The sequence below is a fragment of the Haloarcula litorea genome (genome assembly GCF_029338195.1).
GTDB classification, from domain to species: domain Archaea; phylum Halobacteriota; class Halobacteria; order Halobacteriales; family Haloarculaceae; genus Haloarcula; species Haloarcula litorea.
In genome coordinates, this window is sequence record NZ_CP119779.1 from 1,366,696 (window position 1) to 1,380,996 (window position 14,301).

The window sequence follows — 14,301 nt, forward strand, 5'->3', positions numbered from 1 at the left end:
GATTTCACACCGATATTGTATAGTTCCATCATATTTTCAGACACCTGTGAATCGCGGGTTACTCGTGCGAGGTCCACTGAAGGTACAAACGCCCCACGTCGGTTACATAGACGTGTTTCGTTCTCCCCTCCATTTCTGTTTCGACTAAGCCCTTCTCCTCCAGTTGGCTGACATGGTAGCTGATTTTCTGGGATGACTCGCTCAGTTCCTCACCGATCTCCCGGAGTATCACGCCTTTCCGTCCTTCTTCGTCCCAACCGCCGAGTGTTTCCAAGACATCGAGTTGCAGCCCTTCGATCTCGAAGTTCAACGGCTGGGTGGGCGACGGCAGCTTCTTTACGAGATCGTCAACTGATTCTTCTCCAGTCTGAGGTTCCAGAACGTAGTACGGAGTTGCCCCGATGAAGAAGGCAGAGGCGGTGGCTGCTCCAGCCATCAGGTTTGTACCGCCTGTAATGTTCACGTAGATTTCCTGGTCGGGGTTTTCTCTCGCCACGCTCACGACTGTATCGACCACATCTCGAAGATCGAATGCGTCTATGAGTTCTATCTCGACGTTGTATCCGAACTCACTGAGTTCTTGTGCGAGCTCTTTCCCGACTGATTGGAATTTTTCGCTGGTCAGTAGCTGGACGTGGTCGGCGGATCCATAGGCTTGTAGTCCACGCTTGATGTGGACTGTCGTTTCTCCGTGAGGGACGATGTGCAGACTCATTATCTGTTGCTCTCCACAAATTTCCGAACCCGGTTGTTGTTCTCGATGACCGGTGTGAGACTGCTGAAGGGCTCGTCGTTGTGGTTGTACTGTTGCTCCGCTTTCAGGATGACCACATCCCCCTCTGATGGGAAGTACTCGACGTACTGCGGCTCTATACGGATGCTTTTGCCTGCTTCACCTTCTTGGAACGAGGTGACGTATCCGACTCGGCCCTCTACGTGGTCGACGAATCCGATATGGAAGTCGTGGTCCTCGTCGAGAAGCCGACGGCGCTCTTCGTATGTATCATCGTCCAGATCCAGGATCCGTCCCCAGGTCCGGATAACTCCTTCTAGCGCATTCCAGATGAGGAGAAGTGAACTCAGGAGTACGGGATCGGCCTGCTGGTCAGGTGAGGGAAGTTCCTTCGGGTGGGCAATCTCGTCTTCCCGGTACTCGTTCAGGTTCTCCAGGGCGAACGTGTATGAAATCTCTATTTCCTCGTCCAGGAGCACTGTAGAGTACGTTTTGAACCAGCGATAGGCGTTGACAACGTTGTCTTCGTTCCGGATTTCTCCGCCGACTTCTCGCTGTAGCTTGTCACGGTATCCTTGTTCATCGGCGAGACCCAGGAAGACGTATCGAAGGTAGTTGTACAGCTGCGCGGTGTTAAACCGATCTTGGAACGAGTCTCGGGTGGATTGCTCTACCCATCCGAAGTACTCGTCTATCTTCTGGTAGACGTCGTCGTCGCTCTCGACGTCGATCCGGGGCTCGATGATGTCTGCCAGCAGATCGAAGCACTTGTCGATCTGCTCTTCGATCATCTCCTCGTTGGTCGGCGGTGCGGAGGACTGGCTCATGTTTATTCACCTCCGAAGAGCCCTTCGAGGTCATCCTGGAGCTGCGACTGTTCTTGTTCCAGGTCAGCGATTTTCTCCAGTCGCTTCCGTATGGCTTCGGCTTTCTCCTGGATCTCTTTCTCTGAGAACTTTGGCACCAGCAGTTCACGCAGTCTCCTGATTGGGATATGCTGTACTGTCGCCCCACCCTGCATCGATTCCAACTGGTTTCTGGCAAGTTCAGTATCCAGGAACTGGGCGTACACCAGTGCTTCCTCCTCTGAACGGAAGCGGACGACAGCCCACATCGAACTTGGAGCTATTTCCCTCTCGGGATGGTGGACGTGAATCTTTGCACCGGTAGCCGAGACCAGGACGTCCGTCTCGTCCGCTCTCACGATATTCTCGTTTACATCGAGGAACTCAGAGTACTGTTCCTGCTGGATATCACGGATATTAACGTACGGCAGCAGGTTCTCACCATCTTCTTCGAACACCTGGTCTGGCTTCTTCGTCCCGCCACGGATTTCCTCGGCGACATCCTGAATCTCACCGACCTCCGCATACTGCTGTTGCAGTTTGCGGCTTGTATTATCCATCTGAATGATCTCACTGGGGAGATAGGAGCCGCCCTCCAGCCTACTCAGCTCCAGCGTATCGGCCTTCCCGAGTCGGATGTCGTCTACGATCTCTGGGATTTTCCGTTCAGGATCTTCATCTTCGTCGACGATGGCGTAAGATATCTTGTCGCTCGGTGAGGACGGTTCGTTTGCTATCTGCAGGATTACGGTAGAGATCCCGGTATGGTCATAGATCGGGGTATCGATCTCGATCAGAGACTCTATCGTGTACTCTGTACGGAGTGTCTCTCGGAAGTCAGAGGACCTTCTCTTGTACAGTTTCCCGGCTGGCAGTATGACTGTTAGGCCGCCGCCAGGCTTGAGCCGTGCCAGTGAGTCCAAGACGAACTTCTCGTCTCCGTTCCGTGCAGGGGTGCCGTCTGGCTTCTCGTAATGTAGGTTGAACGGGGGGTCGATGAAGACCTGGTCAAACTTTGTCGGCAAGCTTTGATCTATCTGTGAGAGTTTCAGATAGTCTCCCGCTGTGTAGGAGATGTTCGTCCCGAACAGTTCGTTGAGGAAGATGGCGCTGTTTACTGCGTTAATATTGATTTCGACACCGTGTGCGTCTGCACCTCGGGCGCTGGCTTCTCGGAGGATGTTTCCGTACCCTGCGGCAGGGTCAAGGACAACGTCTCCTTCACCGGTTTCCGATAGATCGAGAAAGGCTTTGCTCAGCCAAAGAGGAGTGGTTTTGGGTGCGGATCTTTTTGACTTCTCTTCGAGTTCTACGAATGCTTCGGCGAGTTCCGGCGGGGTTTGGTCTAAATCGATGCCGTAGAACGTGTTCAACACTTGTTTCTGGAACTCGACGTCATGCTGGTGGCGTTGAGTCTGGAACGGGGGGTATTTCTCCTCAATCAGTTCGTCTATCTCCGTCAGGTCTTGTTCGGAGAGGTTGTCGATATCCAGGTTGTAGTTGTGTCGTTCAGTGGCCAGTTTTCGGAACAGGCTGTGGTAGAGCTGACTCTCGATCTCTCTGCCGATCTTCCCTCTGAAGTACTCGGCGAGCCGCCAGAACTTCATCTGGACTTCTTCCGCGGATTCTAAAGCTCGTCGTTCCTGACCGTCGTCACTAGGGAACTCGGCGAGTTCGCGTTCCACTTGTTCGCCTTCTTCTCCGGGAACGAGTTTGAAGATGTATTCGAAGGACTCGGAAACCAGTGCGCCGTATGGTGCCCTGGAGTGATTCATCAAGCGGCGGAGCTCTTTCAGGTCTTCTCGCTCCCTGTGCTCCGTGATAACGGTGCTGCATTCAACGACTACAAAGAACTCGTCCAGCTCTTCATCTAAGACGGCAAGGTCGGGACGGAAGCTTAGTTGTCCCTCGATAAACGGCTCAAGTACGACTCGGTCTTCGCCGTAGATGTCTGTGAGCTCGTCGTAAGTGTCCTGAACGAGTTCTTGTTCGTGCATACCTTCCTGTTCCGATGATGACTACAAAGAAGTTTGCTTGGACAGTCAAAACCGAGTTTTAAATTATAATATTTCTAATAATTCTGTAGGGCGTTTTCCGGTAACATCACCGGTGTATAAGTCGACAACACTGGAATTAGGCAGACAGCTAAGATGGTGGCTGTCGTCAACGTTGTTTCTTCTGGCTCTTTGAGCGTGGAACTCGATTTGGAAGCTGTTGCTGAGGAACTTGACGACATCGTTGACTATGACCCTGAGAAATACCCGGGCGCATACGTTCGATTAGAAGACTCTGATCCGCTCATCACCCTCTATCGCACAGGCAAGTACATCATTACTGGTTCATCCTCCGAACAGCAGGCTGTAGAAACAAGGAATAGATTTCTCTCTACGCTCCACGACCGTGGAATCCTGCCTTCTGCCGAGGATGAATGGTTCTCTATCCAGAACTACGTCTGTGTCGCAGATCTCGATGAGTCAGTCAACCTGTCAGCTCTCGCAATCGGATTGGGCCTGGAGAAAAGCGAATATGAACCTGAGCAGTTTCCTGGGCTCGTATACCGCCCTACTGAATACGATTGTGTCCTGCTGATTTTCGGCTCTGGGAAAACCGTGATAACTGGTGCAAAATCCATTGAACAGGCAGAATCAGCCTTTGAACACTTGAGAGTTGAACTCGAATCCCTCTTCTAAAAAAGCATCAACGGCTCTACCGGCCTTAACCGTCACCCGGCTGATTCATCCTCTTCAGGGTCTCGGTGGTACAGTCCTATGGCGAAGAGAAGATATCCTCCAGCGATTACAGTCAGTCCCACCGTTACGTTGATCGTGACCGCTGTTATCGTTCCGAGAACGAAGTAGAACAACCAGAGACTGAATAGAACCAGGTTTGAAGGCGTCCTCTCATCGGAACTCAGCTGCTACCACCCTCTGGTTCACCGCTGGGGAGATCGATGCCTTTCGCTCGTCTCTTCTTCTGGCTGAGACGGGTCATCGATATCTCGTTGATCTCTCCACAGCTGCTGCATACACACTTCACCCAGTCCACGTTAGGCCTCTCTACCGGGTTGATGTACAGAGTTTTCTCGCAGCTTTCGCAGTCGGGGGAGATCTCTTCTCTGTTCACTGGTAGAGATGCACCTCGTCAGAGCCTGACTCGTTGTAATCGACTGTGGCACTGGCAACGTAGCTGTAGTTACCGTGGGTCTGTGAACACTCGAACCGGTACTGATCAGCGTAGGTGTCGTTGGAAACGCTGCTGCAGTCGACGCCGTAGAAAGATTCGACAGCCTGCTTCGACTCAGAGAAATTGAAATCGCCCGGCATACGGTCTTCAGGCCCGGGCGTAGAGATTCCATATATATTGGCTGCTAGGATCCCAAATACAGCTATCATCCAACCCCATTCCATGAGCCAGTCAAAGGCCTTCAACAGTCTTTCTCCGATATCGAGATCACCTTCTCCTATGGGGATTTTTCGTAGTCGCCTTTTTGAAACATGTGGCTGAACAGTAGTTCTTCCTGTGATCCGGCACCGAGTTCCTACACTTCTTCCTCTTACACCCCATCAGGCAGGTTCACCTCGCCGTGGAGGGATGGTGTGGTAGCTGTAGATCAATACAACAACTGTGAGGATTGTGAGGACGAGATGGGTCCAGAACCAGTCTATCGCTGGCATGTAGAGGTTGAACGGGGGCCAGCCCAGCATTTCGTGACTTCCGCTCATCGTGATAGCGTTCACACTGGTCTCCGTCCAAGCAATATTCAGGCCGAGGAAGACGATTAGAACCGCTCTGACTCCCTCGATCTGGCTCTGCCAGTCAACATTCACTGGCTATCACCTTCTTCTGCGAAGGCAGAGAGCTTGGTTTCACGGACCTCTTCGAAGTCGATGTCCGGCGCATCCACCCGTCCTGATTCATCTGGATCCTCCTGAGTTCCTTCGGCGAGATCCTCGTCGACATCGTCCCCCGTGGGTTCTTCACTGACTTCCTGGTCGTAAGGGTTCGTCCACTGGTCGTCGTCAAGTTCGTAGACCGAGCCGCCGAAAACACTGCCTTTCGTCGCCCACACCCTGTGGTAGTCCTGTGTAAGGGAGTCGCCGTGGACGACATAACCATCCATATTGAAGAACGTCAAGTTGAGAGCGGCCATCTTCGCAACAGTACTGTCCTTGTCTACCGCGTAGAACTCGGCCTCTGCTTCATCCGGTAGCTGCTTCGCTGCGGAGATCAGAAGCCGTCCGCTTCCCGCCGCCGGATCCAATACACTGTAGGGATCTTCCCTATCCGGGTCTGGGTCTTCGTCGATCACCATCTCCGCATTCATATCGGACAGGTTGTGAGGTGTGAAGTGCTGGCCGAAGTGATCGCTGCTCTGCCCGAGCTCCTCGTACACCACTCCGAGGACATCGTGGTTCGCGGATTCGGAGGCGTTCAACAGTTCATCGAAGGCCTCACTGTACAGCTCTGCCTCTTCCTCACCGTACTTGTCCATCACGTCAAGATAGGATTCATCGTCTCTCTGCAAGGCATACAACGACAGGTCGAGGAAATCCTCGAACACTTGGTGACGGCTGTACCCGCCGACAAACTGGATCTCTTCCAGCTTGTCGACAACAGGCTGTGCGGCTTCCTGGTACTCAGTACCCGACGCTATCGGTTATCACCCTCTCCAGATTCCTTTCCTGAGTGCCAGAGTCTAATCCAAAATCTGACTATCCTGTTCTCATTGAGTTCAAACCAGATTATAGAGAGGACGCCCAGCACTGCGCCTACAGCTATCGAGATCCCGTTCACTCTAAATCTTCACCTCTGTTCAACCAGCCTTCCAGATCTTCCGGGCCGTAGTCCGCGATCTCGTCCAAGTAGCCTTGGAGGTCGTCGACAGAGTCGTAAGCGGAGACTGTGAGAGATTCTACCTTCTCATCGTCTTCGTTGAATACTGCGTACTCGGTGTGCTCTGGATGCGGCCACTCAGCTTTCTTCACGGTGAGGCCTCTATACTCCAGAGACTCACCGTTCGCCATCATCAAAGCGTTCTCGTAGAGATCTTCGATAGACTCGAGATCCACTACCGATTCTCACCTCTTCGAAATTGTGTGGTGATAGGCAGGAGTGCTGGTGCTACTGCTCCCCCTCCTTGATTCTGCTCCGTAAATTGTAGTGCTATCAAGGCAAGCAGGAAACCGATATTGACGCCGAAGAGAACCAGAAGAAGAGCTCTGCGGTGTCGTAGCAGTCTGCGAAGCATTACTGTCGACCACCTCCGTCTTGTTCAAGCATTTCCGAGACGGGGTCAAGACCTGCGTCTTCCCGTGCCCTGTCCACATTATCCAGACTGGTGGACGGGCTCTTCCCGAGGACCACGTTCCGCTTCACCTGCCCCTCCTCGTGACTTGGGACATCGTACTGGTCGCAGTAGTCCTCGATCACTTCCTCCAGCTCGTCTCCATCGATGAAATGCAGATACGGCACGTTGACGTCATCCGGGTACTCGACTTCCTCATCCTCGATCTCCTCGAGGCCTGGAGTGGCACGGCTGTAGGCCTCTTCGAAGATATCATCATACAGATCTTCGTCCACCACTACTGGTTCTCACCTCTAGTATCTGAGCTAAACCATTCTGCTAACAGGGTTATCCAGGACTGCAGTACAAGATATGTAGCAGCCAATAGGAAGGCTCCAATTAGAACTGAGATAGCGATGAGTACCGGAATCAGTCCTAAGCCTGTGATTATCGGGTCATTCGCAATCCCGATTACCAGCCCTTCAGGAACAAAAGTCGGGGACTTACAGAACCAGAAGTCGACTCTGGGGACGTAATTACACCAGTGGCCTCTAACCCACTTGTGGAACATCCAGTACAGGGATAGATACGCTATGACTGCCCCGAGAAGGATGTTGATGGAGATCGCGTCTTCATACTCCATTTTTGATATCAACGCTGGTTCTCACCTCCTACAGAGATCTCTTGGAAGCCGATGTTCCGGGCCTGATGATACACATCGTCGAGCTGGACGACGTCACCTACACTCATAGAGCGGATGCCGTGAACGTACTCCGGTTCCTCGAACTCGTCCTCAGGATTATAGCCGTGGTTCCTGCTGGCGTGGGTAACGGCTTCGTCGCTGCCTTCGATGTAGCTGTCGCAGTTTTCGCAGTACCTGGCTTCCAAGAACTTGTTCATACTGGGGAAGTCGTTGTGTTGGAAGCCCTGCCAGATATCCTCGAGATCTTGCTCGAAGTACTCGCCGTCGAGAACCGTGACTTCGTCGTACAGGTCGTCAAACCGTTCCTCTGTGAAGGCCTCTGATGGTTTCTCATCCTCATCGAGAACAGATTCCACACTGAGCTTGTGGAACAGCTCCGAAGCAGGACCCATCTCCGGATCTTCCTCGACGGCCATACTCTCCCGATCCCAACCAAGGTAGTGAATCCGTGTTTCCGCCACTAGCGGTTCTCACCTCCAGTTTCAGAGTTCTGGACATCTCTGACTCTGTAGCAGTACAGGATCTCCAATGGGTCGGGCTGGTTCTCGTCCTGAGCGATGTACCTCCAGAGCCGGTGGCGCTGATACAATTCTCTAATGAATAAGAGAATGAGCGCACCAATAGTCACTGCCAGCATCAGTGCTATGAATGGGCCATCTCCAGTTGCTTCAGCCGCCATTACTCGTTCTCACCTTCTGGATCTTGTACCGCGATTTCACCGGTGTTTTCCCAGCGATAGGCCTTCTGTTCTGGGTGGGGTTGTAGGAGGTCTTCGAAGCCACAGTTCAGGCAGCGGTAGTGGGTGTTGTACCTGTTCGGACGGCCCAGTTTCTCCAGGTCTGCTTCGTTGCAGTTGGGGCAGCGTCTCTCGTCTTTCGGAAGTTCGGGGAAGGCCTCCCACGTCTCTTCCTCGACTGGGTAGACTTTGCAGCAACTAGTTTTACCCGAGCTGTCGGTGGTGGATCCTACGTAACCTTCTACGTTGGCCCCGCATTCTCCGCAGATCTGACGTGTAGGACTCACTGCTGGTTTTTCACACCCTGTTTTCTTCGATTTTGATTGAGGTTTTGCAGTCGGGACATGTGGCGTAGACCTCTGCATCGCCTGTGTAGTCCCACTTTCTTCCACATTTCTTACACTTTAGTTCCATACATCATAACTTGCTACTACTATTTTTATACCTTATCCAAGAACCAAATTAAGGAATATGCCTAAATTAGAAGTATCCAGAAATCCAAGATACCAGTAGGAGGGCGAACAGTGACTGAAGTACCCAGCGTCCCCGACGAGTTCAACTCCGAAGAAGAACTCAAACAGTACATCGACCAGCTCCACGACCAAATCGAGTTCCTCGAAGAGGAGCTGGAAAACTCCGAGAAGGACAAGCTCGAACTCAAACAGGAATTAAACGACCTAGAAGAACAGGCTTCCCGCAGAGGTGAACTTTCTGGCGGCTTCCAAGGCATTATGGAGCCGTTGGAGGCGATGCAGCAACGGCTCGAAGAGTTTGAAAAAGGAAAATTGGATGAGATAGGTGGTGGGCCTTCAGGAGAAGCCAAAGAAGAGTTCTTCGACGCCGCCGGATGGCACCCCGACAACAGCTAATTATGAGCGAAGTACCAGAAGTTCCTGACGAGTTCGACAGCCAGGAAGAGCTGAAGCAGTATATCGATCAGCTTCACGACCAGATTGAGTTTCTGGAGGAAGAGTTTGAACAGTCTGAGAAGGAGAAACTGGAGCTGAAGCAAGAGCTCAACGATCTGGAGGAGAAAGCTTCTCGTGGTGGTGACGTCGACGGCTTCCAAGCCATTATGGAGCCGTTGAAGGCGATGCAGCAGCGGCTCGAAGAGTTCGAAGAAGGCTATCTGGATGAAGATAGCGACTACGGTCTGGAAGAATCTCAGGGAGCCAAGGAACTGTCAGAGGTATTTGGTGCGGACATCACCCAAGACCCGGAAGACTTCAAAGAAGAACTCAACGAGGATTGACAATGGGCGAAGTACCTGACATCCCTGACGAGTTCGATTCAGAAGAAGAGGTCAAACAGTACATCGACCGGCTACACGATCAAATCGAGTTTCTGGAAGAAGAACTTGAGAAGTCAGAGAAAAACAAGCTGGAACTGGAGCAAGAGCTTGACGAAATCCAGGGCAAAAAAGAACGACTTCAGACGGTTGAGGACTATCTGGACTACAACGCAGAACACGACCTGGGACAAGTCGAAGCCACCATCAGCAGATTAGAAAAGAAAATCGACGATATCAACCTCAGCAACCGAGGAAACCTCAACGGTTCCGTGGCAGACACCGTCAGCGACATCACCGGAGAGGACTACTCATGACCGAAGTACCTGACATCCCTGACGAGTTCGATTCAGAGGAAGAGCTGAAGGCCTACATCGATAGGCTACATGACCAGATCGAGTTTCTCGAGGAAGAGTTTGAACAGTCTGAGAAGGAGAAACTGGAACTGAAGCAAGAGCTCAACGACCTCGAAGAACAGGCCTCCCAGGGAGGAGGTCTACAGGACATCCACGCTGCCCTGGAGGATTTCATCGAGACAGTGGAGGACGTCGACTCTCACGGAGAACCGAGTGACGTAGGCCTGCACGATAGTCTCCGGAACCCGGACTTCGGGAACGACTGAACTTTTTTAACAGTACTTTCACCGCTGTTTGTCTGTGGTGACGGCTTTATCGAAGATGTAGCACAGCCCCCAGAACAGATCTCAGTCAACGATTCAGAATACCAGTTCATCGGAGTCGACGCAGCAGCAGGACACACCCACTTCGCCCGGTACACCCCGGAACACGCAGAAGTAATCCTCGCCAGCTATGACTCAAGCAGCGACGAATACTGCGAAGATGACCGTTGGAGGCTGGACCACGGCGACCCGGAACAAGCACTGCGGGAATACGCATACCAGAGGCCTTGGGAAGTTGAAGGAGAGCTTCCCAGCCACGACTTCCACTCAGTCGCTGATCCAGAGTATGACCCCGAGTTGAACGAGGCCTTAGATGGGAGCATCCGGCTGGACGACGGCGAGTATGTCCTGCCGTTCAGAGCGCCGTTCAACACCTTGGCGGATATCCTCGAAACAGAAGCGGAGGATTCGAACGATGTCTTCGTGGACTACCGCCCGGATTACCTGGAACTGGCACCGGAAAACGCACTGGAAAAGTATCAGTTAGAACCCGAACTGCGGGGGCACAATGAAATCACAGGCACGAAGATCTTGGACAAGATCCACATACTCAACCGTGGAAGCGAGGAAGTCTACAGCAGTTTCCAAGTCGATGAGCTCGCAGAAGACCGGTTCGTAGAAGAGTTATCCCGGGTTGACGGCGTCGACGAATCCTTGGCCGAACTACTCATCGACGACTACACCAACTTGAGGACGGTCAGCTGGGCAGCAACAAGCGACGTCGAACACCTCGAAAACACATACGACATCGACAGCCACGAGTTCTTCAAATCATTAGGAGACGCCGACGTCTACAGAAACGAACAAAGCCCAGACGCCGGGAAACTACACGTCCCGGACCACAGAGACGATATGCAGGAAGATGATCTCGAAGAAGATGAAGAAACAGATGACAGTGTGCAGGCCGGATTCGACGACTTCTAACAATATTCTTCTACGTCAGGGTAGCCAAGAAAGTCCACTTCGCCGCCGTATTCTTCCTCGAACCGGTTGATGGTCGCTTCGAGAACATCCATGTACTCTTCCACGTCGACGTCGTCGTAGTTGAACCGGAGCTCGAAACTGGCTTCAGCATCGATTTCGTCGTCTTCAAGCCATTCACCGTCAACTCCGTAGATCAAGGTCTCAAAGTACTGCTCCTCCTCAGGCAGTGTCTCCCCGCTGTGGATATCTTCGTACCGGTGTAGCCAGGGATCGATTAGAAGCCGGAGATCCTCGTCGTCAACATCGAATATTGTCTGGAAATTCTCTATCCGGTCGAATGCGTAGGCCGTGGTCTGCCGTTCAATACTGATCCGTGATTCTCACCTCCCTGGGTTACTCTGTGGAGTTGGTGCCGTTCACCGGTTGCTCCGGCTGAGCCTGTTCTTCCGGGCCGCCGATCAAGGGAAGGTTCTCAGAAAGGAATGAACCGATTCCACCGGTCACGTCCCCCACAGAAGTGAATGCGTTTCCGATTGTACTTGTGACTGACTTCGCCACGTCGGAAGCCTGAGATGGGAGATCCGGCATCGACGGAAGAGTACTGTTCCCCATGCCTGGTATCATCGACAGTGGACCCGTCTGATTCTCTGGAGTAACGTTACCCGGCAATTGTTCAGGCCTGTCGCCAGGTAGATCCGATGGTCCATTCGCAGGGTTAGAAGGAGTTGCAGCTGCGGCAGTTGAAACCGCCAGCAGAAGTGCTGATAGAAGTACCGTAATCTTAGTTTTCAAGTTCATCGATTATTCACGCTCCGACGAAGGGGAATCCGTCGACAATTCCAGTATAGATTTTAGCAAGCCTGAGCTGTATCTGCTGTGCAAGGCCTGGCCGTTTCTCCCTGAGTTTGACCACGTCTGAGCCCTTGATCTCTCCGATCTCTATGCTGGAGCACTGGGAACCTCGTTCATTACTGCCGTCGTTGTCACAGTCGACGCTGAGGCCTTCAGCTCTGAAATGCTCCATATCCAAGGCAACTGACCCTCCAAAGTCTGTCTTCAGTTCTCCGGATGCGTTCGGAGTTACACTGATCGTAGTGGCTGAAGTACCGACAGGAACTGAGACATCCTCCTTCTGTACTGTTTTACACAGCCCGTTTCCGACGCAGACCTCGGCTTCAAGATCGGCTTCCATAGGCCTCCACTGGTTGTGGAAGTTGTAGGTCAACGCCACCGGGTTATCAGCCTGAGATTTCTCCGGAGTACTCGTTTCGACGCTGATCTTGTCCCAAGGGATTTCCAATTCGTATGTGTTGAACGCTCCTTCACAGCTGTCAACGCCGTAGAATGTACCGTAGTAAACTACTGAGTCCATATAGAGAGCGTTGCCGAAAGAGGCCTTGATGTCGCCGTAGGTTTTCTCAACACGGCCTGTACCGTCTTTGTCAGTCCAGCCACTGTAGCTCGTGATCTTGTTCTCTTGGAGGTTGAACTGGTCTACTTCGACTCCGTTCTTCTTGACTTTCGGGACAAGGAAGCATCCGTCACTTCCGGAAGTCAATCCACGCATAGAAAGATCGAACCGATACTTCCCCAGCTTCGCTACATCCGTGAACGTTCCCGGATACTTGTTTTTCAATGTTTCGTGAAGTGCCTGAGTTGTTCCTGCGTCATCGGTCAAGTGGTAGAACGAGATCGACTCTTTACGGCTGTCCTGGGCAACAGACATCATAGAAGGGCCGATCAGAAACAGTAGTAGTACGAGGCCTGCGATTCCGGTTGCTGTAGCTGATTGCTTCAGGGAGGGAAGCTTCATAGGAACTAATTCTGAATGGGCGAATACTACTTATAAAATCACTTGGCGAGATGGGTGGCGGTACCTGTCTAAGCCTCGGGACCGGTAGGAGAAGTCGAGGCAGTCGTTGGCGCAGCTGAGCGCCTCCCGCTCGTCAGTGTATTCGCTACCGCAAATCTGGCAGATGTACTTTTGCTGAATGTTGTCGACCAAGTCCTTCAGTCGCCTCGAAATCTGGAACCCACCCTTCTACCACATGATTGTATTAGAAAAGTTATAACTCATATCTTTCCTCACGCCAGTTGACCAAATCCTCATAACCTTCGTCAAGCTGCTCGATAGCCGCATCCCGGTGCCAAGGAGCAAGATATGGTTCCTCGATCTTGAACTGAGGGCCGCCATTCTCGTGGGTGATGTGGATTCCGAACGGCAGATTCTCCTCGCCGTCCTGTAGAAAGTCGTCAGAAACGTACTCTTCACGGATTCTGTGAAGATCTCGGTCAATCCAGTAGTTCCAGACGATGTTGTCCTGCAGTTGTTCTTCCAGAGATCTTCCGAACTCGTCCTCAAGTGGATATTCCTCTTCGAGTTCCTCGAACTCTTCGTGAATCCCTGAACCACCCTACTCCAACGCAGGTTCGATGCCGTGCTTCCGCAGCACCTCAACATCCAAGAGATCCCGGTACTCCTCTTCCGACTCAGCAAACTCCCGGATATTCTGCTGAAAATGCCGGTGAGGGAAATAATCTACAGTGTCGTGATCAACTGGTTTCCCTGGATCTACGTAGCGAGGTGTATGTCTCTTATCGAAGTCTTCGAAGGCCTGCCAGTATTCCTCGACTGGTTCAAACCATTTCCGGCCTCCGTCAGTTGCGAACTGGTCCAATCCGGATTGCTCCGTCAAAACCTCGGTCGCTTCCTCCACTTTCTGATTCCCGCTCTTCCTGAGGACCAGGCCTTCATACCGTTCTTTCCCGTTTCTGTCGGCTTGTCTCTCCAAGTACTGCTCTGCTTCTTCTACTGAGCCGAAGAACGGGTTGACTATGTCTTCTCCAAACTCGGTGTGGTACAGGATTCCGTCTTCTCCGCTCCAGAAATATTCAGTTCTCTGGCCTCCATCGGTTCTCAAGCTTTCCTGTGCTTGCTGCCTGAAGGCCTGGTCTATCGCTTTCTTGTAGTGAGCTTCGGGGAAGACGTTCTCCAGTTCAAATCGGAGTTCACCGGAAAATGCGGTTCCTCCGGTGAGATTCATCCAGTATGGTTTCTCATTTTCTACGTACTCTTTCTTTTCTACGTACTCGTCGATGATCTCGTCTA

The 14,301-nt window shown here is 52.2% G+C and carries 23 protein-coding genes; 7 read left to right on the forward strand and 16 right to left on the reverse strand.

What is annotated here, in order from left to right; genetic code table 11:
• Positions 1 to 58: 58 nt before the first annotated feature.
• Genes P0592_RS07165 through P0592_RS07175 form a run of 3 tightly spaced genes read right to left on the reverse strand, consistent with a single transcriptional unit; the run spans position 59 to position 3,575 of the window.
• The gene (locus P0592_RS07165) at positions 59 to 715 is read right to left on the reverse strand and encodes an HFX_2341 family transcriptional regulator domain-containing protein (protein WP_276273593.1); all 657 of its coding nucleotides are present in this window, start codon (positions 713 to 715) and stop codon (positions 59 to 61) included.
• Entirely contained in the window at positions 715 to 1,560 is an 846-nt protein-coding gene (locus P0592_RS07170; RefSeq protein WP_276273594.1) for a hypothetical protein, read from the reverse strand. The genes P0592_RS07165 and P0592_RS07170 overlap by 1 nt, the downstream gene beginning before the upstream one ends.
• Positions 1,561 to 1,562: 2 nt before the next feature.
• Positions 1,563 to 3,575 carry an N-6 DNA methylase gene (locus P0592_RS07175; RefSeq protein ID WP_276273595.1) on the reverse strand — a complete coding sequence of 671 codons (2,013 nt, stop codon included), beginning with the start codon at positions 3,573 to 3,575 and terminating at the stop codon, positions 1,563 to 1,565.
• A 153-nt stretch (positions 3,576 to 3,728) separates the two neighbouring features.
• Between P0592_RS07175 and P0592_RS07180 the strand changes: the two genes are divergently transcribed.
• Complete coding sequence (locus P0592_RS07180) at positions 3,729 to 4,268, forward strand: TATA-box-binding protein (RefSeq protein WP_276273596.1); 540 nt, start codon at positions 3,729 to 3,731, stop codon at positions 4,266 to 4,268.
• A gap of 220 nt (positions 4,269 to 4,488) precedes the next feature.
• Here P0592_RS07180 and P0592_RS07185 read toward each other — a convergent pair whose 3' ends face one another.
• The 10 genes from P0592_RS07185 to P0592_RS07230 all read right to left on the reverse strand — a co-directional run bounded on the left by P0592_RS07185 (position 4,489) and on the right by P0592_RS07230 (position 8,666).
• Positions 4,489 to 4,701: a hypothetical protein gene (locus tag P0592_RS07185; protein WP_276273597.1), complete on the reverse strand. Its 213-nt coding sequence runs from the start codon at positions 4,699 to 4,701 to the stop codon at positions 4,489 to 4,491.
• Positions 4,698 to 5,006 carry a hypothetical protein gene (locus P0592_RS07190; RefSeq protein WP_276273598.1) on the reverse strand — a complete coding sequence of 103 codons (309 nt, stop codon included), beginning with the start codon at positions 5,004 to 5,006 and terminating at the stop codon, positions 4,698 to 4,700. Before P0592_RS07190 ends, P0592_RS07185 begins: the two co-directional genes overlap by 4 nt.
• A gap of 135 nt (positions 5,007 to 5,141) precedes the next feature.
• Positions 5,142 to 5,405, reverse strand: a complete 264-nt coding sequence (locus tag P0592_RS07195) for a hypothetical protein (protein WP_276273599.1) — start codon at positions 5,403 to 5,405, stop codon at positions 5,142 to 5,144.
• Complete coding sequence (locus P0592_RS07200) at positions 5,402 to 6,139, reverse strand: N-6 DNA methylase (protein WP_276273600.1); 738 nt, start codon at positions 6,137 to 6,139, stop codon at positions 5,402 to 5,404. The genes P0592_RS07195 and P0592_RS07200 overlap by 4 nt, the downstream gene beginning before the upstream one ends.
• A 229-nt stretch (positions 6,140 to 6,368) precedes the next feature.
• Positions 6,369 to 6,647 (reverse strand): hypothetical protein, encoded by a 279-nt coding sequence (locus tag P0592_RS07205; RefSeq protein ID WP_276273601.1) that lies wholly within the window; start codon positions 6,645 to 6,647, stop codon positions 6,369 to 6,371.
• Positions 6,648 to 6,825: 178 nt separating this feature from the next.
• Positions 6,826 to 7,161, reverse strand: coding sequence for a hypothetical protein (locus P0592_RS07210; RefSeq protein ID WP_276273602.1), 336 nt, complete (start codon positions 7,159 to 7,161; stop codon positions 6,826 to 6,828).
• Positions 7,161 to 7,505, reverse strand: coding sequence for a hypothetical protein (locus tag P0592_RS07215; RefSeq protein WP_276273603.1), 345 nt, complete (start codon positions 7,503 to 7,505; stop codon positions 7,161 to 7,163). The genes P0592_RS07210 and P0592_RS07215 overlap by 1 nt, the downstream gene beginning before the upstream one ends.
• 8 nt (positions 7,506 to 7,513) lie before the next feature.
• Entirely contained in the window at positions 7,514 to 7,981 is a 468-nt protein-coding gene (locus P0592_RS07220; RefSeq protein WP_276273604.1) for a hypothetical protein, read from the reverse strand.
• A gap of 44 nt (positions 7,982 to 8,025) precedes the next feature.
• On the reverse strand, positions 8,026 to 8,244 hold the full coding sequence (locus P0592_RS07225) for a hypothetical protein (RefSeq protein ID WP_276273605.1): 219 nt from the start codon (positions 8,242 to 8,244) through the stop codon (positions 8,026 to 8,028).
• On the reverse strand, positions 8,244 to 8,666 hold the full coding sequence (locus P0592_RS07230) for a hypothetical protein (RefSeq protein WP_276273606.1): 423 nt from the start codon (positions 8,664 to 8,666) through the stop codon (positions 8,244 to 8,246). The genes P0592_RS07225 and P0592_RS07230 overlap by 1 nt, the downstream gene beginning before the upstream one ends.
• Before the next feature lie 159 nt (positions 8,667 to 8,825).
• On the opposite strand from P0592_RS07230, the gene P0592_RS07235 reads away from it, so the two are divergent.
• From P0592_RS07235 to P0592_RS07255, 5 genes are all read left to right on the forward strand, one after another.
• Positions 8,826 to 9,170, forward strand: a complete 345-nt coding sequence (locus P0592_RS07235; protein ID WP_276273607.1) for a hypothetical protein — start codon at positions 8,826 to 8,828, stop codon at positions 9,168 to 9,170.
• A 2-nt stretch (positions 9,171 to 9,172) separates the two neighbouring features.
• Positions 9,173 to 9,553, forward strand: a complete 381-nt coding sequence (locus tag P0592_RS07240; protein ID WP_276273608.1) for a hypothetical protein — start codon at positions 9,173 to 9,175, stop codon at positions 9,551 to 9,553.
• Positions 9,554 to 9,555: 2 nt separating this feature from the next.
• Complete coding sequence (locus P0592_RS07245; RefSeq protein ID WP_276273609.1) at positions 9,556 to 9,906, forward strand: hypothetical protein; 351 nt, start codon at positions 9,556 to 9,558, stop codon at positions 9,904 to 9,906.
• On the forward strand, positions 9,903 to 10,211 hold the full coding sequence (locus P0592_RS07250; protein WP_276273610.1) for a hypothetical protein: 309 nt from the start codon (positions 9,903 to 9,905) through the stop codon (positions 10,209 to 10,211). Before P0592_RS07245 ends, P0592_RS07250 begins: the two co-directional genes overlap by 4 nt.
• A gap of 354 nt (positions 10,212 to 10,565) precedes the next feature.
• Complete coding sequence (locus P0592_RS07255; protein WP_276273611.1) at positions 10,566 to 11,192, forward strand: hypothetical protein; 627 nt, start codon at positions 10,566 to 10,568, stop codon at positions 11,190 to 11,192.
• On the opposite strand, the gene P0592_RS07260 is transcribed toward P0592_RS07255, so the two are convergent.
• Together P0592_RS07260 and P0592_RS07265 are read right to left on the reverse strand one after the other, a co-directional pair.
• Positions 11,189 to 11,389: a hypothetical protein gene (locus P0592_RS07260; RefSeq protein WP_276273612.1), complete on the reverse strand. Its 201-nt coding sequence runs from the start codon at positions 11,387 to 11,389 to the stop codon at positions 11,189 to 11,191. The genes P0592_RS07255 and P0592_RS07260 overlap by 4 nt on opposite strands.
• 608 nt (positions 11,390 to 11,997) lie before the next feature.
• Positions 11,998 to 13,005 carry a hypothetical protein gene (locus P0592_RS07265; protein WP_276273613.1) on the reverse strand — a complete coding sequence of 336 codons (1,008 nt, stop codon included), beginning with the start codon at positions 13,003 to 13,005 and terminating at the stop codon, positions 11,998 to 12,000.
• Positions 13,006 to 13,471: 466 nt separating this feature from the next.
• On the opposite strand from P0592_RS07265, the gene P0592_RS07270 reads away from it, so the two are divergent.
• Positions 13,472 to 13,600 (forward strand): hypothetical protein, encoded by a 129-nt coding sequence (locus tag P0592_RS07270; RefSeq protein ID WP_276273614.1) that lies wholly within the window; start codon positions 13,472 to 13,474, stop codon positions 13,598 to 13,600.
• Between the two features lie 6 nt (positions 13,601 to 13,606).
• On the opposite strand, the gene P0592_RS07275 is transcribed toward P0592_RS07270, so the two are convergent.
• A complete protein-coding gene (locus P0592_RS07275) occupies positions 13,607 to 14,236 on the reverse strand; it encodes a hypothetical protein (protein ID WP_276273615.1) in 630 nt (209 codons plus the stop codon).
• Positions 14,237 to 14,301: the final 65 nt, after the last annotated feature.